Source organism: Labrenzia sp. CP4, from assembly GCF_001579905.1.
Classification (GTDB): domain Bacteria; phylum Pseudomonadota; class Alphaproteobacteria; order Rhizobiales; family Stappiaceae; genus Roseibium; species Roseibium algicola.
Window position 1 is genome coordinate 1,465,781 of record NZ_CP011927.1, and the last position, 19,899, is coordinate 1,485,679.

Annotated in this window: 10 protein-coding genes; 1 reads left to right on the top strand and 9 read right to left on the bottom strand. The window is 59.8% G+C overall.

Features of this window, described 5'->3' with window-relative positions; all coding sequences use genetic code 11:
• Positions 1–93: 93 nt before the first annotated feature.
• The 9 genes from ACP90_RS06775 to ACP90_RS06815 all read right to left on the bottom strand — a co-directional run bounded on the left by ACP90_RS06775 (position 94) and on the right by ACP90_RS06815 (position 14,282).
• Positions 94–2,478 (bottom strand): methyl-accepting chemotaxis protein, encoded by a 2,385-nt coding sequence (locus ACP90_RS06775; protein WP_062487498.1) that lies wholly within the window; start codon positions 2,476–2,478, stop codon positions 94–96.
• 488 nt (positions 2,479–2,966) lie between these two features.
• Positions 2,967–4,025 carry an ABC transporter ATP-binding protein gene (locus ACP90_RS06780; RefSeq protein WP_023003308.1) on the bottom strand — a complete coding sequence of 353 codons (1,059 nt, stop codon included), beginning with the start codon at positions 4,023–4,025 and terminating at the stop codon, positions 2,967–2,969.
• A 27-nt stretch (positions 4,026–4,052) separates the two neighbouring features.
• Complete coding sequence (locus tag ACP90_RS06785) at positions 4,053–5,789, bottom strand: iron ABC transporter permease (protein ID WP_062487500.1); 1,737 nt, start codon at positions 5,787–5,789, stop codon at positions 4,053–4,055.
• Between the two features lie 86 nt (positions 5,790–5,875).
• Entirely contained in the window at positions 5,876–7,198 is a 1,323-nt protein-coding gene (locus ACP90_RS06790) for an extracellular solute-binding protein (protein ID WP_055656022.1), read from the bottom strand.
• Positions 7,199–7,347: 149 nt separating this feature from the next.
• Positions 7,348–8,685, bottom strand: a complete 1,338-nt coding sequence (locus tag ACP90_RS06795; protein ID WP_208993479.1) for a sigma-54 dependent transcriptional regulator — start codon at positions 8,683–8,685, stop codon at positions 7,348–7,350.
• Complete coding sequence (locus ACP90_RS06800; protein WP_158514162.1) at positions 8,669–10,714, bottom strand: ATP-binding protein; 2,046 nt, start codon at positions 10,712–10,714, stop codon at positions 8,669–8,671. Before ACP90_RS06800 ends, ACP90_RS06795 begins: the two co-directional genes overlap by 17 nt.
• A complete protein-coding gene (locus ACP90_RS06805; RefSeq protein ID WP_062487504.1) occupies positions 10,707–12,005 on the bottom strand; it encodes an ABC transporter substrate-binding protein in 1,299 nt (432 codons plus the stop codon). The genes ACP90_RS06800 and ACP90_RS06805 overlap by 8 nt, the downstream gene beginning before the upstream one ends.
• 127 nt (positions 12,006–12,132) lie before the next feature.
• The gene (locus tag ACP90_RS06810; RefSeq protein ID WP_062487506.1) at positions 12,133–12,828 is read right to left on the bottom strand and encodes a response regulator transcription factor; all 696 of its coding nucleotides are present in this window, start codon (positions 12,826–12,828) and stop codon (positions 12,133–12,135) included.
• A complete protein-coding gene (locus ACP90_RS06815) occupies positions 12,825–14,282 on the bottom strand; it encodes a HAMP domain-containing sensor histidine kinase (protein ID WP_062487508.1) in 1,458 nt (485 codons plus the stop codon). Before ACP90_RS06815 ends, ACP90_RS06810 begins: the two co-directional genes overlap by 4 nt.
• Before the next feature lie 228 nt (positions 14,283–14,510).
• On the opposite strand from ACP90_RS06815, the gene ACP90_RS06820 reads away from it, so the two are divergent.
• Positions 14,511–19,898, top strand: coding sequence for a filamentous hemagglutinin N-terminal domain-containing protein (locus tag ACP90_RS06820; protein ID WP_062487510.1), 5,388 nt, complete (start codon positions 14,511–14,513; stop codon positions 19,896–19,898).
• Position 19,899 lies beyond the last annotated feature (1 nt).

The following is a 19,899-nucleotide window of genomic DNA, read 5'->3' on the forward strand; positions in this document are numbered from 1 at the left end:
GTCATGTTGGCGGTCCGTTCGGGTCGAACGGGTTTTACGGGGGGGGAACTGGGCGGGCAGCAGTCGGTTCTCCCGCCCGGCAGGCGTTTGATCTCAGGCTGCCGCCACTTCGTTGAGGAATGTCGTCACGGTCGACCGAATGCGTGCTGTCTGCTGGTTCAGGTTGTCGGAGGCATTCAGAACATCGCTTGCGGATTTCCGGGTGTCGCCGATCGCATCCGAAACGCTGGACATGTCTTCGACGACCGCCATGGTTCGATTGGAGGCGAGGGCGGCATTCCGCGCGATTTCGTTTGTTGCGTAGCCCTGCTGCTCAACGGGAGCAGCAATCGCGCTGGTGCACTCCGAGACGTCCTGCATGATCGCGACGATCTCGCCGATGGCCGTAACCGTTTCCGATGCGGACGCCTGCATGGCCGCAATCTGCGAGGCGATTTCGTTTGTCGCTCTTGCGGTCTGGGTTGCCAGCGACTTGACCTCTGCCGCCACAACGGCAAAGCCCTTGCCGGCTTCCCCGGCACGAGCCGCCTCGATGGTGGCGTTGAGCGCCAGCAAGTTGGTTTGTTCGGCGATCTCGGAGATCAGGGAAACAACGCCTTCGATGCTTTGTGCGGTTTCCGCCAGACCGGTGATCTTGCTGCTGGTCCGGTTGGCGTTGTCCGCGGCGTTGCTGACGATCTGGCTTGACGTTTCCACCTGCCGGGCGATCTCGGCAATCGAGGCAGCCATCTCGTCGGTGGCAGCCGCGACGGCCTGAACGTTGCCGGAGGCTTCGTTCGAGGAACCGGTGGCGTTGCCGGTGAGGGAAGATGCCGTTTCGGCAATCACCGTCATGGACTGGGCAGTGTCCTGCATTTGTCCGGCATTTTCGGACAGGCTCTTCAGGACGTCCTGAATGTCATTGCGGAACCCGGCCACCAGCCTGTCTATATGCTGTTGGCGCTCCTCACTGGCCAACTGGCTTTGCATCCGTTCTTCGCCGAGGCGGCGGTTTTCCAGCAGGCTGTCACGGAAAATCAGGAGTGCCTGACGGAGCTGACCAACCTCGTCGCGCGTGACCGCACCGTCGATCGTGACATCGACTTCGCCGTCAGCCAGACGACGGGTCGCAGCTGTCAGAACGGACACCGGGCGGGCTACGGTGAACCAGAGTGCAACTGCCGCCGCAATGCCGAACACCAGCCCGATCGCGGACACCGCCAACAGGATGAGTGTCGACCTTGCTTCCGTACTGGCGGCACTGGTTTCCAGCCTTGCGTTGAGCGCGGAAATGCCTTCGGCAAACTTTGTCTCGGCAGTGTCGGCAGCAGCAAGCGCAACCCGGAAATCTGCCATGGCCGAAGACAGTTTCGCAAAGGCGCTGCCCAGGGTTTCGATTGCGGTGCGCGCTGCAACCGCATCGGCTCCCGTCAGCATGGTGGACAACACCTGTTCCTGTTGCATCTGCAGGACCGCGATACTGTCGAGCACCGCCTTGCGGGTAAGATCCGACCGGTTCACCTGGAACTGCCAGAACGCATCTGACAACACCCGGGCTTCGGCAGCAAAGTCGTCGCCGGCCTTGGCTTCGGCAACAGCGGATCGGGCAAGTCCCTCGATCGCCAGCATGTCGCCGTGGGCCGTCTTGAAGGCGCGGCCAAGGTCATTGCGCACGGCATCGGTCAGTCCGGCAAGGCTGTCAAAGCCCTTGGTCAGGGCGTCTCTCCTGGACAGCGCCTGGGAGGGATCCTTCTGGACGGCGGAGAGCAGGGTGCGCATGGTGTTGGCGCCTTCGGCAAGGTCACGTGCGGGCTGCAGGTTTTCCGCCACGGTTGCGGAGGACGTCAGCTTTCGGATCAGGAGATAGTACTTGCCGAAGGACTTGCTGACGGCCTTCATGTGAGCCGCGTCCGGTTGTCGAAACAGGGTCTCCAGATCCAGATTGAGTTGCATGGAATGGGCGCTGGCAAGTGTTGCTGCCTGCGCGAGTTCGCTGGCTGCTTCCCCGCTTGTTCTCAACGATTGCAGCTCATCGACCAGTTTCTGTTCGCGTTTCGCTGCCGCCTGGGCAACGCTGTGGCCGATCGCCATCAGGTTTTCCAGGGACGTCGTCATCTGCTGGCGTTTGCGTTCGATTTCTTCCTCGGAGGCAACCAGGGTGTCGAAAGCAGTCGAGAATGCCGCAATGTTGCCGGTCGCCGAGGCAACGTCTTCTCCACCGGCTTGCAGAACGGACAGCGTCGCGGAGATGTCGGTCATGCTGTCCTTCACCACGGAGACGTCATCCGGATCGCCGGATTCGACGTAACGCGCTTTCAGGCGGTTCAGCCGGGCCATGGACATCAGGGCAGAGCCCGTTGTCTGGGAGGTTTGTATTGCCCCGCCCATCTGGCGCGTCGCGACATAGCCGACAACGGAAACGGACATTGTAAGCAGAACGGAAACAGCCATGCAGATGGCGAGTTTCATCGATATCGGAAGATTGCCGGCGGCTCTCATGTTTCCCCCATGAATCGAGTTTCAGTGGTTCACTGAACTCCATGCCGCCACAGGAGTAATCCGGGAAAGCTAGGTGGTAGTTGTTACCAAACTATTTATGACCAGGTCAGTTTTATCGGTGAGGCAAGTGCCTAGCCAAAGTTGACTAATATCACCGAGCATCGGAGCTTGCCTTGATCTGCTGAATTGCTTGAAAGGCGTTCCGATTTTCTTCGCGGTGCGGGATCTGTATCGCGACTTCGATGTCAAAAACTTGACCTAGCGTCATTTTGGCAAGTGTTTCTGCGAAAGATGGCCCGTGAACTGACGCTCACGGGCCCCGACGCCCGAACCTTGGGCTTTCAGCTCCTCCCAGCCGGCAGTGGCGGCCGCCAGCAGGGAGAAGGGTGAGAGGAGGTTGGACCGGGCACCGGATCTGAAAGGCGTGAAGACACCAGCACCAGGCAGGAGGCCGGCACGATCCCGTGCTGGCCTGATGCCGAAAAACGTCAGAGCAACACGGCGTTCCGGGTGTTGACGCTCATCTTCACTTCCATGCCGGGTTCGTACCAGTCGACACCGCCCACATGTTTCTGATCGATGATCAGCTCACTGCCTGCTGCTTCCACCAGGTAGCGCGTCTGGCTGCCGAGAAATTCCCGGTGCTTGACCTTGCCCGTAATCAGGTCCGGGTGGTTCTGGTCGGTGACGATTTCGATGTTCTGCGGCCGCAGCACGAGCGAAGAACCGTCGGGGCTGCCTGCACCGAGATGAAGCACTTCGCCGGAGGCAATCTTGAAGGTATTTCCGCCGTCGCCACGCTGAAGTGTGCCGTCGATGATGTTTGCGGTTCCCAGGAATTTTGCCACAAACAGATTTGCCGGCGTGTCGTAGAGTTCCTGCGGCGTGCCCATCTGCTGGATGACACCGCCGTCGAGCACGGCCATCCGGTCGGCGGTGGTGTTGGCCTCTTCCTGGTCGTGGGTGACGAAGATGGTCGTCAGGCCCAGCTTCCTCTGAAGGGACAAAAGTTCCCGGCGCATCTGGATGCGCAGGCTGGCGTCAAGGTTCGACAGCGGCTCGTCGAGCAACAGGACATCCGGCTCGACGACGACGGTGCGGGCAAGAGCCACGCGCTGCTGCTGGCCGCCGGAAAGCTGGGAAGGCATGCGGTCGGCGAGATGCAGGAGCCCGACGAGTTCCAGCGCCGATTCCACACGGGTGCCGATGTCCTTGCGCGCGACTTTCCGCTCCTCAAGGCCGAAGGCGACGTTGGCACGAACCGACATGTGAGGCCAAAGGGCATAGGACTGGAACACCATGCCGACATTGCGTTTCCAGGGTGGAAGCTTGGCAATGTCGCGGCCTCCGATGAGAATGCGTCCTCTGGGCGTCGGGCCGAAGCCTGCAATGGCACGCAGGAGGGTGGACTTGCCGGAGCCCGACGGGCCAAGGAAGGCGTAGAATTCACCCGGTTCGATTGTCATGTTGACGCCGCGCAGGACTTCGGTGGTGCCGAAGGAGAGATGCAGGTCCTCGATCCGTATTTCGACTGCTTTTCTGGTCATTGGAAGTGTTTCCTCGAAATTGAACGCTCAGTGGGATGCGCGGACTTCGGCCTTGCGGGCCCGGTCCTTCTCGATCATGCGGTTCGACAGGTACGTCCCCAGGCCGACGATCACGACGGCGAGGATGCCGAGTGCCGCGCCGGCACCCCGGCCGGACGGACTTTGCATGTAGAGGTAGATCCCGTAGGAGAGCGGAGCGTCGTCGCTGGTGGAGACCAGCATGATGGTTGCCGACAATTCGACTGCGGCAGTGGCAAAGCTGGTGACGAAGCCGGCGAGGATCCCCCCGGCCATCAGCGGAACGACGATCCTGCGGATGGAGCGGCCCTTGGAGGCGCCGAGGTTTTCCGCTGCTTCCTCAAGCGAGAGGCTGACCTGCTGAAGCGCGGCCATGCAGGCCCTGAGCGCATAGGGCAGGCGGCGCACGGTCAGGGCGATCACGATGATGACCCACCAGGACGCCAGCGGCTTGCCGATGACCGGCACCTCGAAGCTGTGGAACAGGCGCAGGTAGCCGATGCCGAGCACGACGCCGGGTACGGCAAGCGCGGCGGTCGCCATGTAGTCGAGCATCTTGCGGCCCTTGATGCCGGTTCGCAGCACGATGTAGGCGATTGCCGTTCCCAGGATGATGTCGAAGCCGGCGGCAAGGCCTGCGTAGATCAGTGTGTTGACCACATATTGCAGGGACTGTTCGAACACGGTGGCGAAGTTGGCCAGCGTGTAGCCGTCCGGCAGTGGGCTGAACGACCAGATCGTGCCGAACGCAAGCAGAGTCAGGCCGAAATGCGGCGACAGGACCAGAAGCAGGATGAAGACGACGACGCCATAGGCAACGATCTTCTCGCCGCGCGACAGGTCGCGCCGCGCAAGGCCGCCACCACCCTTTTGAACCGTGGCATAATCCTTGCCCCGCATGAACAGGAAGGACGCCCACAGCGAAAAGACCGAGAAGGCCACCAGGATGAAGGAAATGACGTAGCCCATCGGATCGCTGATGCCGACAGAGGAAATGCGCAGATAGGCCTGGGGGGCCAGCATGTTGTTGACGTTGAGCAGCAACGGGGTGCCGAGATCGTCAAAGACCTTGATGAACACCAGCGCGGCGCCGGCAATGTAACCGGGCATGGCGAGCGGGAACACGATCCGGCGGAACAGGCGAAGGCCCGTGCAGCCGAGGTTCTGCGCCGATTCTTCCATTGCCTTGTCGATGTTGCGGAGCGACGCCGACAGGTTGATCAGGATGAACGGGAAATAGTGCAGGGACTGGACGAAGATGACGCCGTTCAGACCTTCCATGAACGGGATCTTGAAGCCAAGGTATTGCGACAGCAGAAGGTTGACCGTGCCGTTGCGGCCGAACAGGAGCTGCATCGCGATGGCGCCGACGAAGGGCGGCATGATCAGCGGGATGACGCCGATGCTCTGGATCAGCGCGCTTCCGCCGAAGTTGAAACGGGTGGTGATATAGGCCAGCGGCAGGGCGATAACCGTTGCCACGACCACGGACATCGCCGAGACGTAGAAGGAGTTCACGAAGGAACTGCGGAACAGCGACGAGCGGAAGAAGTCGCCGAAATTCTGGAGCGTCAGGGCTCCTGTGTGGGGATCCTGAAAAGCGACATAGGTCACCTTCAAGACGGGAAGGATGAGAAACGCCAGCAGGAAGATGGCGATCGCGACGCCCGCAATTGCGGTGCCGGACAGCTCGGGAAATATGCGCCACTGCCTTGCAGGCGCAGTCGCTGCATTGCTCGTAGTCATCGCCTATGAACTCCGGGGAAGAGGCCGCACCTTCCCTGTTCCGGGTGGTGCGGCAAGTTCGACGTGATGTTGTTTTTGGTTTTCCGTCAGAGGCTGGCGGCTTTTTCCGCCAGAGCCTTGGCCTTTGCGTAGTTCTCGACCACGAAGGCATCCCACTGCTGCTCGACTTCCGCCTGGCGGCCCTCGATGACGTCGCTTTCCTTCTTGCGTTTCTGCTGGAAGACGGCGGCGAAGGAGGGGTCGAGACTTTCTTCCTCGGTGATGGGGGTAGCGTCGATGAGTGCGCGTGCTTCGGCGATCAGTGCCTTGGCTTCCGCATTGTCCTTGTCGGCAAGCGCAATCTCGGCAAGCTGCACGGCCCTGACGGCTTCACGCAGCTCGGTCAGACGGTAGGTGACCATGACGTCGAACAGGGAATTGACGACGTTGTAGCGCTTTTCCGAGCGGTCGGCGTCGAAGTTGACCGATGCCTTCACATCATCGCCTTCGAACGGGTTCGGAATGCCGTCCGGTGCGGTCGCGTAAGCGGCCGGGTTGACCGGCAGACGCATGATGGCCGGATCGAACAGGACCTGCTGGCCTTCCGGCGACAGCACGAACTCGATGAACGCCTTTGCACCTTCCGGGTTCGGAGCGTTTTTCACGACACCGATGTTGGCAGGTACAACGGCAGTGACCGACGGATAGGCGAAGTCGACCGGGAAGCCGGACGCGCGGGACGAAAAGCCGAAGAAGTCGATAACGACGCCGAGGCCGAAGTTGCCCGAGTTGACGCCATCCGGCACACCGAAGCTGCGCTCGGTGACCGTGTTCATGTTACCGGAAATCCACTTCCAGTCGGCCCAGCCCTTTTCCCAGCCAGCGCCCTGCAGAAGCGTTTCGACCGTCAGGTGCGTGGTGCCGGAGCGGGACGGTGCGGACATGCCGACATGACCGAAATATTCCGGCTTGGCCAGGTCTTCCCATTCCTTTGCCGGTGCCAGCTCGTTGGCCTGCAGGTAGCGGGTGTTCCACATGATGCCGTAACCGGATGCGGCAAAACCGTAATAGAAGCCGTCGGGATCATTGATCGGGTACGTGCCGATCTTTTCCGGAATGCCTTCGGCGTTGATTTCGACCTTGGCAAGCAGGTCGTTGCCCTTCAGCACTTCGAACGCATCCGGGGCGGACGCCCACATCAGGTCGGACGTGTTGTTTCCGGCGGTTTCCTGAATGTATTTGACGGCTGCGGATGTTCCCTTGCTCAGGATCTCCAGCTCGTAGTCCAGGTTGGATGCAGCAAAGGCGGCTTCGAATGCATCAGTCAGTTCCTTCGGAAAGGATGTCACGACGACCACCTTGTCGGCAGCATTCGCCACGCCGGCAGACACCAGCAGTCCCAGTGCCGTCAGGCCCAGTAATTTCCTCATTGGATTATGTCTCCTCCATTCTGACGCAAGGGGGTGATCCAGCCCCTTGTTCGTTCAGCGAGGAAACGCTATCACTGGCGAAATTTTCGAGTCAAATTATTGAAATTATTGATATTTTTGGGTCAAAACTGACACGTTCAACGTGTCGATCATGACCCGTCTTCCTCCGCAAGGCCGCAGCTTTTCAGGCGCAGGTAAAGTCTTTTGCGCGGGATGCCGAGCAGTTCGGCGGCTTCTGCCTTGCGGCCACCGGTCTGAAGCAGAGCGTTCTGCAAGAGCTCGGTTTCGAAGGCGGTCATGGCCGCCTCATAGCCATTGGAGACCTCAATGGGCTGGCCGCTGCTTATCTGCAGGTCAGCCTCCAGGCCGATGACAAGCCGTGCAGCGATGTTGCGAATTTCGCGAACATTGCCGGGCCAGTCGTAGGTGAGGAACTGCTTTTTCTGGCGCTGCGACAGTTTCGGAAGCGGCAGGCCGTGATTTTCCGAGGCCTGATCCAGAAGGTGTTCCATCAGTTCGATGACATCCCCGCCGCGTTCACGCACCGGCGGGAGGGACAGGGTCGCCACATTCATCCGGTGATAGAGATCGCCCCGGAGGCGGCCATCGTTTACGAGGGCAGCTGGGTTGGTCTTCACGCCGGCGATGACGCGGATGTCGACCGGGACGGCATCGCTGCCGCCCAGCCTTGTGATCTTGCGCTCTTCCAGTACACGCAGAAACCGCGTCTGCAGCGCATTGGGCATGGAATCAAGTTCATCCAGATAGAGTGTTCCGCCCTGCGCCCGTTCGATCCGCCCCGGGAAGGAGCCGTTTTCGGTTTCGAAGCCGAACAGTTCGCGGTCAATGTCCATCTCCGTGACGGCACCGCAGTTGATCGTCACAAGCGGCCCCGGCGCGCGCGGGGACAGTTGATGCAGACAGCGTGCGGTCAGGTCCTTGCCGGTGCCGGTTTCCCCGTGCAGAAGCACATCGACATTCAGCGGGCCGATGCGCGAAATCGTCGACCGCAGGTCAGCCATGACCTGCGAACTGCCGATTAACTCACCCTGAGGATCGCGGATGCGCTGAACCTTGCGCCGCAGCGCCAGGTTTTCGAGTTGCAGCCTGCGCTTTTCAAGTGCCCGGCGGGCCGTGTCGATCAGGTGTTGCGGTTCGGTGGATTTCTCGATGAAGTCATAGGCGTTGTGCTTCATCGCCTGGATCGCGGTCTTCACGTCGCCGTGTGCCGTAATTACGATGAAGGGGACCTGGGGGGCATTTTCCTGGATCAGGCGCAGAAACTCCATGCCGGTTCTGCCGGGCATGCGAATATCGCTGATGACGATGCCGTTCCAGTTTGGCTGGATCTGTTCGGCAATCACATTGGCGTTGGCGTAGCAACGCACGCTGAACCCGGCGAGCTCGAGCGTTTCCTGCATTGCTTCCAGCAGATCCGCATCATCGTCGACCAGAACGATTTCGCCCGTTTCAAACCGAGTGCTCAAGCTGCCCCACCTTGTTCTGTGCCGCGCATGGCAGCCTCAGCTGAACGGTTACGCCACCCCGGTCGTTTTCCGCAAGTTCCAGATGCCCGTCCATGTCCTGCATGATGTTGAAGGAGATGGTCAATCCAAGACCGAGACCCTTGCCGACTTCCTTGGTGGTCACGAACGGGTCGGTCAGTTGCGTTGCCGATTGCCCCTGAAGGCCGATGCCGTTGTCGGCGATCAGGATGGTCGCGTCACCGGCAGTTTGTTCTGCCTCGATGCGGATTTCACCACCGCCTGCCGCTTTCATGTCGATGGCGTCGACCGAGTTGCCGATGACGTTGATCAGGACCTGTTCCAGCAACACGGGATCCGCGCGGAGGGTTAGCTTGCCGGCAGAGTCGGAGACATTGAGCGCGACGTTGCTTTCCTCCAGGCGCCGCTCGAACAGCGAAACGACAGGTTCCAGGGCCTGTTCCAGCATCAGGTCCTTGACCGCGTAGTCCGAACGGCGGGCTATGCCGTTCAGGTGCTTGATGACGCGCGACATCCGCTCGGCAAGGTTTTCAACGACGTCGACCTTGGCTTCGACCGCTTCGCTCTTGCCCTTGGCAAGCAGTAGTCGAAGGTTATGCAGGTGATGTTTCATGGCCGCGAGCGGCTGGTTCAGTTCGTGACTGATGCCCGCAGACATCTGGCCGAGAGCCGCTAGCTTGCCGGCCTGAACTAGTTCGCGCTGGGTCTGCTTCAACTGGTCGAAGGCGCGTTTGCGCTCCACGATTTCCTTTTGCAGGTTTTCGTGGGTTCTGTTCAGTTCGACTACGGAGGATCTGAAGATCTCCGTCGCTGCCCCCATGCGGGCAATTTCGTCGTTGCCGCGTGTGGGGATCGGCGTGGAGAGATTGCCCTGAGCGATCTCGATCAGGGCTTCTGCCAGCCGGTGCAATCGGGCAACGATCTGGTTGCGGACATAAAACAGCAGAATGCCGGCGCAGATGACGCCGCAGATGACAGTTGCGACGGCCAGCAGCAGAGAGGCAATGCGCAGCCGTTCGGCTGCCTGATTGGTGAAGGTGAGGGCGGCAAGACGGCGTTCCCTGCCCAACTCGACCAGGGCTGCCTGAAGATCTGCGACGGCGGCCTGTGCGGTGCTGAGGTCGCCAAGTGCCTGTTGCTGCAGCTCGATCCGGTCACGCGATCCTGCAAAGACCCCCGTTTCGTCATAGGCGAAGGCCTGCAGCCGCTCCAGCGAGGACACCAGCGTCTCGGTGTCGGCCTTTTGCGGGACCTCCGCCAGCATGCCCTGGAGGTTTTCAAGCGCGTCGAAATTCAGATCTTCGAGCTGTGCGAGTTTTTCCGCCGTGTCGACATAAAGCGCCTGCAGCAGGAAGGTAATCGCCGTCGCCGTGCTTGACCCGATTGTCTGCATCTGTTCGCGAAGAAGGGTTTCCTGCCGGATGATCGCGGCAGCCGCGACCCGGTCGGTGCGCGACTGCGAGCGGACCATTTCTGACGACAGGCTGTCGATGTTGAAGGACAGGTCCTGAATGCGGGCAGCGACTTCGGTCTGGATATCGATCTGCAGCCAGCGCAGTTCCACCTGGTAGTGTTCCAGCGATCTGTTGATTGCCTGCAGATCCCGGGAGACCTGCAGGAAGGACCCGAGCTTGTCGCTCAAGGTTTCCTTCGCCTCGATTATCTTCGCGGTGTTTTTCGTGTCGCTCAGGATGTTTGTTTCCAGAAGGCCCGAAATGCCCTGGCTTGCGGCTTCCACATCCTCGCGCATGGCTTCCGGTTCGCGTTCCCGGGTCTGCGCGGCAATCTCGGTCGCGATGACGGCAAGGCGTGTCGCATATTCGGAAAGCTCGGAGGCCAGGGCGATTTCCGGAATGCTCTTTTCGGTGATCTCGCCAAAATCGCTGCGTGCCTGAGTGAAGAAGACCACGCCGATGGCCAGGATGATCCAGGTGATCGCGGCGATCGTGAGGATGGACAGCAGCAATCGAAACCATATCGTGCCGCGCCCGCGGTTTGCCGTCTCAGTCATTGACAGCCAGACCATTCCGGATGCTTGCCTCGAGCCCGGTCAGCATGGCATCGACTTCCGCCAGTTGCTCCCTGGCGGCAACGCGCCAGGTGGCAAGGCTCCATTCCTCGCCTGTTCCGACAAGCGAGTTCGCGCCTTCCTCCTGTGCGTCCCGGTAGCGTTCCGAGCGCACGGCATCGAGCTCGGACACGGGAAGCTGGTTGAGCTTCTTCTTAATCTTGATCAGCGAAGGAACGAGTTCGGGAGGCGCCTGACGGCTCAACGTTTCCAGGCGCCTCAACAGGTTTCTGCGTTGAACCAGATTTCTGGTGATGAAGATGTCGAACAGGTCGTTGACGGCCTGATACCGTGTTTCGGCAAGATTGGGGTCATAGGTGGACCAGCTGAATTTCAGCGCAGCCTGCACTTCCCTGGGGAACTGGTTCAAGGATTGTTCGCGAACAGTGGTGTCCACCGGGATCCTGCGGATGTCGGGCTGTGTCAGCAGTTCCTGCGCGGGTTTGCTCAACATGAAATCGATGAACAGACCCGCCTCCTCAGGGGCGGAGCCATGGTTGAGAATGGAAATCCGGGCAGGGGCCATCATGACCGGTTGACCATATTGAAAGCGGACGCCGTCGTCGGCTTCCGTCAGCGCCAGAAAATCGATCGACAAGCCGACATCGAAGCGGCCGCGCTTGAGCCCCTCTATGACACTGAAACTGCGGGCGGTGATGGTCTTGAGGTTCTGGGACAGGCCGAAGATATACTGCCAGCCCCGATCCCAGCCGCGGTCCTGAAGGATGACTTCCAGCAGCATGTGCGTGGACCCTGACCGGGCAGGGTGGGACATGGCCAGCCTGTCCTGAAAGCGTGCGTCCAGCAGATCGTTCCAGCTTGTGGGCGGCCTGCCTTCAAAGTCTTCCATCCAGCACCAGCCGACACCGGAATAGGCGAAATCGACAAAGGTCTGGCTGCTGTCCTGTGAGCGTTCCCGCAGGCGGCCGAATTTCTCAAGAAGGGAAAAGGCCTCGGGTGACGACGACCAGAACAGGTCGAAGCCGCGCGGATTATCCAGCAGGATTTCCTCGACCGAGGCGACCGTGTTCTTGTTCAGGACAGTAACGTTGATCGCCGGATACTTCTTCGAAAACGCATCGACGAAGGGCTTCGTGAAATAGTCCGGAAAGGACGTCAGGACACGAAGATCTCGCGCGTTTGCGGCAGTCAACAGCAGGAGTGTCGCCAGGCAGGACATCGCAATGACGGCCAGAACGACGGATATTTTCTGAAAACTGATTGCGCCTGACATCCCGGATTGCCTCATTTGGAGGCACCTTATATCAGAATTCCGAACGTCGACGGAAATATGCACGGCGATGGTGCCAGACCCTTCGGGTTCCGCCGCGTATTCGGCAGCCTGAGCGAGACAAACCGGGCTAGCTGTCCATCTTGCAGGCGGCACTGAAGGAATATCCGACGCCATAGACAGACTTGATGGGTGATTCCACTCCGGTCTGATCCTGGATCTTGCGCCTGAGGCGACTGACGACGGCATCCAGATGCCGGTTGTCGAATTGGGTCTGGCGATTGGAAAGAAGCCGGGAGAGATCGTCCCGGGCGCAAGGAGCGCCGGAATTGGAGACCAGGGCTTCCAGAAAGATCCTTTCGGTTGCGGTCAACTTTATTGCGTCGCCGTCCGGCGGCAGAAGCTTCCAGGAGACATTGTCCAGCACCCATTCTGCCGTGCTGTTGCCTTCTGATGAGGCACCGGACAGTCTGCGTATGAGGCTCTGCACCGCAGCCAGTATTTCCCTGAGGCTGGTGTGCTTGACGAGATAGATGTCCGCGCCGCTGTCGAACCCTCGGACCCGGCTTTCGCTGTCGCCGTGTGCGGTCAGCATGATGATGCCGCAATTGATTTTCGCCCTCAGGTCGCCTGCAAGGTCGAAGCCGTTTCCGTCCGGCAGCGAGACATCCAGGATCACGACATCCGGTCGTTCGGCGTCATCCAGCGCGGTCCACATTTCGGCCGCGCCGCCCGCGCCGCTGACCTGAAAGCCGTTGAGACGCATATAATCCAACAGGTCGGCGCGAAGAGCACTTTCGTCCTCCACGATCAAAATCCTGTTCATGCCGGTTCCTCCTCCTGCATGGTCTCAGAGTCCGCTCGCGCAAATCCGGGAAGCGGCAGGAAAACCCTGGCGAGCGTGCCGCCGCCTTGTCTTGCACTCAAATCCAGATGTCCCTGGTGATAGCCGACGAGCTGCCGGCAGGAATGAAGGCCGAGCCCGCTGCCTCCGGTTCCGCCAGTGTTCGAGGCCCTGTAGAAGCGGTTGCCTATCTGCGCCAGGTCCCGATCCGGAATGCCGATCCCGCGGTCCTTCACTTCGAGAACGATATCACCGTTCTGGGCCCCTATCGTGATCTCGACCTCGGCGTCCTTTGGTGAGTATTTGAGCGCATTGTCGACCAGATTGACGACCACCGTGCGGAGCATCTCGGTATCTCCCCGGTATGCCGGCATCGGCGCAACGGGATGAAGTCTGAGGCGTTCGCCAAGGCCGGCATGGTCGAAGTGCCGCTGAACGTCCTCATAAAGGGCCGAGAAATCCACCTGCTCGATCTTGAGCACACCTTCATCCTGCCGCTCGCTTGCAAGAAAACGATCGATCAGCATCGTCATGCGGGAAACGGCCTCGTCGATGCTTTTCAGACGTTGGGCGACAGCCTGCTGCGGTCGTTCCAGCATCAGGGTGAGCATGTCGCTAGCGTAGCGGATTGCTGCCAGGGGGGTGCGAAACTCATGGCTGACCATGCGCATCAACTGGCGCTGGTCCTGACGGGCGGCCTTCTCCCCTTCCAGACTGGCGGACAGTTCTCCCTCCAGACGCCGTCTCAACGTTACTTCGCGCGCAAGCGCAGCGTTTCGGTCGCGCAAATCCATGGACAGGCGCATGCCCACCATGAAGATCAGACAGAAGAAAAAGCCGACAATGAAGATGTGTCCCTGGAAGAAGTACCATGTGTTGATGTTGGTCATCACCGGATTGGCAACCGTCGATGGCTGAATATAGACAAGTGCGCTCTGCAGCAGACTTGCGGCGGAATATTCCCCAAGCAGGAAGATCATGATCCAGCGCAGGAAAGGAGGTTGGGAGCGGTCGCGGTAAAGCGTCCGGATCATCAGTGCCATCATCACCACTGTGAAGGCAGTGGAGGCATGAATGCGCAGGCCGAGGTCTGTCGGGTCATAGACAACGGCGAAGATCCAGAACAGGAGCTGTGCCGCGAGACAGAACGCGCTGGTACCGACAAACCGGGGTTGTCCGAGGAAGCGCGCCAGGCCGTCGGCCCACAGGACCAGGCCAAATTTGAGCACCATGTTGTCCGTCACGACGCGAATGAGCGATGGGTCCGGACCGCGCTGCAAATAGAGAAACAATCCAATCGCAATGGCGAAGAAACCGGCCGCAATGACCTTCAGCTCATAGATCTGACGCCAGACGAACCAGACGAGAAGCCAGGCAACGGACATGAAAGCGGTTGTCGCGAATTCCAGCAGCAACATGGTCTTGAGATCGAGCATGCGCTTGTGATGACGGAAGCGGCCTGCCTGTTCAAGTAACAGTTTCGAGGCCTTGATTGCGGCAGCTTCGATTTCAGGCAGGTGTCACCCAAAGGAAGCAAGTCTCGTCAGAATCTGTCAGAATTGATTAGTATTGGTAGGTGGAATTCGATCTCTCGCCATCTGTATTTACACCAATGTTGACCGTCGTGGGCACAAGACGACGCAACAGCGGGAGTAATGATACAAATGGCGTCCAGGACCCGAAGCACCGGCGTTTCAAGCGCAACGGTTGAGCCTGCCATTCCATCCGGCTCAAACCGGACAGCCTCCCTTGCCGCATTTCTACTGCTGACGACAGCCCTTGTCCCCACCGCAGCCTTTTCAGGCGATACCCTGCCGCAAGGGGGCAATTTCACGCATGGCAACGGAACCATTACGCAAGGTGATTCACGGGTTGATGTGAAGCAATCAAGCGATGCCGGTATCGTGAACTGGGGCAGCTTTTCCATCGGGTCCGGCAATCAGGTTCATTTCGACAACGGCGCCGGTGCCACGCTCAATCGGGTCACGGGCAATGTGCCGAGCCGTATCGACGGCAGCCTCAGCGCGACGGGCAGCGTGTTTCTCGTCAATCCTGCCGGAGTTGCCGTTGGCAGTGGCGGGCTTGTGTCGACAGGTGGTTCCTTTGTCGCTTCGACGCAGGACGTTACCGACAGCGATTTTCTGAATGGCGGCGGCCTGACCTTTTCCGGCACGAGCGGTGCCGAAGTCGTAAATGCGGGCACTATCCGGTCAGCGCAGGGTGACATTGCACTGATTGCGCGCCGCGTTGAAAACAGTGGCACGATTGAAGCGCCCAACGGCACCGCAGCCCTTGCCGCTGGCTACGAAGTCCTGATGAAAGACGTCGCCGATGCAGACGGCCTGTTGTCGGTCAAGCTTGGTGGAGCCGATACCGAAGCGCTCAATTCCGGAACCATCGCGGCGGCCAATGCGGAAATCCGCGCGAATGGCGGCAATGTCTTTGCGCTGGCTGGAAACATGGATGGTGTCGTCAAGGCAACCGGTGTCAGCACTTCCGGTGGCCGGATATTCCTGACGGCGGGCAATACGGGCAAGGTCCAGGTCAGTGGCAAGCTCAAGTCGCGCAGACTGGCGGAGAACGTTCCGGTGCCGGGTGCAAAGCCGGCGACCGAGGGTGGCGCCATCACGGTGACGGGCGGAGAAATCGCGATCACCGGTACGCTCGACGCCTCGGCGGAAGAAAGCGGCGTCAAGGGTGGTGAAATCGTGGTGTTTGCCGAGGACACGGCAAGTGTTTCCGGAACGTTGAGCGCCAGGGGGGGCGTGGGCGGTGAAGGCGGTTTTGTCGAAACGTCTGCCCGAAACACGATCGATTTTGCCGGCATCACGGTCGATACCTCGTCTGAAGGCGGTCAGACCGGTCTCTGGCTGATCGACCCGGTTGACCTGACAGTCGATGCGGCGGCGGCTGCAACGATCTCTTCCAACCTCGCCAGCAACAACGTGAGTCTGCAGACCACCAACTCGTCTGCAAGTGGTCCGGGCAACCAGAGTGCCGGCGACGGCAACATCACCATCAATTCCGGCATCACCTGGACGAGCACAAATACGCTGACGCTCAACGCCTATAACGACATCGCGATCAATGCGGCCATCGACGGTCAGAACGGTGGGCTGACCCTGCTGGCTTACGGCAACAGTGGCACGGCTGCCGTCGGCACAATCTCGACGGGAGCAGCCGGCGCGGTCGATGTCGACAATTTCGCTCTCACCAGGGGTGTCTGGGATCAGGTCGGCGCGGGCCTGCCAGACTTTGCCACGAACGCACTGAGTGTTGGCTTCGGGACTTTCATCCGGGCGCAGGGTGGCGATGGCACTTTTTCCAACCCTTATGCGCTATTTGACGTTTATGGCCTGCAAGGGATCACGACCAGTGACAGGCGTGGTGGCGGGTCCGGCGATATCAGCCTTTACTATGAGCTTGCGAACGATATCGACGCGTCGATGACATCATCGTGGAATAACGGTGCTGGCTTTGACCCTGTTTCCTTTTCCGGAAGCCTGGATGGCAAGGGACATACGATAGACGGCCTCTATATCAACCGGCCTTCCGAAGGTAATGTCGCACTCATAAGCTATTGGCAAGACAACTATTTCACTTCCGGACGTGACCTGGAGATAAAGGACCTTACACTCACGAACGCGTCTGTTACCGGTGACAACCAGACGGCAATTCTGGTCGGCGACACAGGCGGTGGGAACTATCACGGTCACAACATGTCGAATGTGACTGTCAGTGGAACCGTTCAGGCGAATTCCTGGGGCGCAGGCGTCGTGGCCAGGTATTTCGGCAACATCGACCAGTCGACCATGACCAATGTTCATGCCGATGTTTCCGTCACGACGACGGATGGGGGCAGCGCTACCGGCGGCCTCGTCGCGATTATGGGTGAAGGGCTGATAATCTCGAATTCCAGCTCGACAGGATCGATAACCGGAGGGCAGGTCGGTGGTCTTGTCGGCACCACAGACGACAACGACAACAGGATCGAAAATTCCTATTCGACGGCGACAGTCACCTCGTCAGGGAGCTTTCGGGAGGCTGGTGGACTGGTTGGGTACGCGGAAGATCTTACGATCTCGAATTCGTATTTTGCCGGTCAGGTGCTCGGTACAAACGGCGCCGCGGCTGGAGGGCTCATCGGTACGGCCGACAGGAACACGGTCATTGAAAACTCCTTTGTTACGGGTCTTGTAGAGGCTGAAGGATATGCAGCCGCATTGGTCGCTGAAGTCTCCGACTCAAGCGTTTCAATAACCGACACAGCCTGGGATACTGAAACCACCGGACAAACCGAGGTGATCGGTTACACGAATTCCTATACCCCCACCGTGACCAACACGAGCGGTCTGACCACTTCCCAGATGCAGGGATCGCTGACCCTGGGTGGCTTTACCCTGGACAGCAGCATCTGGGGCACTGGCAGCGGACTTTTCCCTTATTTCAAGTGGGAGTATGCCGCCACACCCGAGGCGGTCTCAGGTATCGTCTACAGTGATGCGGGCACGACGGCCCAAACCGGAGCAAATGTCAGCGCACTTTCCGGCGGCAATCTTGTCGGCAGCGCTGTGAGCGGGGCAAACGGGTACTATTACATCCTGACTACGGCCGGATCGCTCAATTCCGCAGGGGTCCTGTCTTATCTGGACGGTGAAAGCACCAAAGCGGCGACTTTCGCCGACACAGTTACGTCGACCGGCGTCTCCGGAGCCGATATCTGGAGCAAGGCCTTCAACGTCAATACCGGTGCAGCGGCCACGACGGACGTGGTCACCGCTCTGGACACGACCATCGGCGCGTTCAGCGACACCGATCTCGACTTCCTGTTCAACACGTCGGCGGTTGTGCGAACCGACCAGAATGGCAACAGTCTCGACTTCAATTTGAATGCGACGTCCAACTTCAATCTCGACAACAATCTTTACGCCGGTGGCAACCTGACTGTTGCAACGAATGGCACATTTTCGGTCGGCGACAGCAACGCCATCCTGTGGGCCCATGACGGTGACCTGACAGTGAACGGCGATGTCGCGTGGTCTAACAGCAACCAGCTTTCTCTCTACGCCGACGCCAGCAACGCCTCCATCAAGATCAACGGCTCCGTCACCGCGCCGAACGGCAAGCTGCGTGTGGACCAGACGAGCAGCGCAACGAATGTCACTTCAACGGCGACGGGTGATATCCATGTCGACGATTTCCAGTCCGATACCGCCTGGCTGCAGGTCGGCAGCAGTTTGCCGGATTTTTATGCCCGGGATTTCGATATCCAGGGCGGTCATTTTGTACGTGCGCTTGGTGGTGATGGATCGCAAGCCAACCCGTACCAGATCTTCGATGTCTACAGTCTTCAGGGCATACAGTCAGGTTCCGGCACCACGCCGGTAAACTATGTGCTGACCCGGAATATCGACGCTTCGGGAACAGCGGCCTGGAACGGTGGTTCCGGCTTTGCGTCGACAAGCCTACGCGGCAATTTCGACGGTGGCGGCTATACGATCGACGGCCTGACCTCGACAAGTAACTTCAGTTCGATCGGGTTGTTTGGCGTCGTTAGAGCCGATGGTCAGGATGTCTCCATTCATGATCTCAAGCTGACGAACGTCAACATCGCGGGAGGGGTCGGTGTTGGCGGGCTGATCGGCAACGCCGTTGGTGGCAAGGTCTCGGTATCGGATGTTTCGGTTGGCGGCACGGTGACAGGTGCAGGTAATGTCGGCGGCGTTGCCGGACGAATGGCGTCGGAGTATTCCGTTACCGACACACATTCCTCGGCGGATGTCACCACCACGGCCTATGCTGCCGGTGGCCTTATCGGTGACGGCCAGACTTCTGATGCATCGCAGGTTACCCGTTCGTCCGCTTCCGGCAACGTCAGTGGCCGTTATGACATCGGTGGACTGATGGGCCGGGTGTCAAATGTCGACGTTTCCAGATCTCATGCCAGCGGAACTGTCACGCTCCTTGCCGATAACACGGGTGGTACCACCACACCATATGGCGCAGGCGGTCTCATCGGCTCCATTGATTCGGGCTCGGTCGATCTCTCTTATGCGACCGGGACCGTGCAAAGTTCCGACAACGTCGCGACGCGTCTCGGTGGGCTGGTTGCCTACTCCGTCGGAGCGCCAATCACACGGTCCTTTGCGACTGGCGACGTGATCCACACCGGCAGCATGGCCGGCGGGCTCGTCGGCGTAACGGCCAGCAGCATTTCCGACAGCTACGCCACCGGGGACGTCTCTGGCAGCAACGAGATCGGCGGCCTTGTCGGGCGGATGCTTGACGGGTCGTCCGTGACCCGTTCGTATGCAACCGGTGCCGTCTCCGCAAGCGTGAACGGCGGCCGCCTGGTCGGCACTATGGACGCTGGTACGATCACGCTCACCAACAGCGTCTGGGACACACAGACTACCGGACTGAACAATGCAGTCGGCGATCAGCTTGGCGGTTCGGTGACCAATGTCACCGGTGTGACCAGCAGTGCCATGCAGCAGCTCGACACGTTTGTAGCGGCAGGTTTTGGAATTGACGACCAGGGCGGCACGGCGAACACCTGGCGCATCTACGAGGGGCAGACGACCCCACTCCTGCGAGGGTTCCTGACCGCGATCACGGTAACGGGTGACGACAAGTCGAAAGCATATGACGGTACGGTCTATTCCGGCGGGTTCACCTATGCCTTGTCCTCGGCCGGAGCGAGCCTCCTCGGAAGTTTCGATGGCGGTGCCGCCGTCACGGCAACCGCGGCCGGAAGTTATGCCATAGGCAACAGTTTCTATTCGCATCAGTTCGGCTACGACATTGTGAGCGTCGATGGCACGTTGACGATCACGAGCCCCTCCGAAACGTCCGGTTCTTCCGGCAATGGGCAGTCTTCCACCGATCCCCGCCAGCAGGTGCTGGAGCGCAACCGGCTGCAGACCCCGGATACCGACGAGGCACTTGAAGACAACCCCTCTGCCTGCGAGCCGGGAGTGGTCGGCGGCGAAGGTGCCGTTCACCCCTGCAACCGCTCGTTCGGACGCTGGCTCAGTGCGGCGGCAGAGTAGT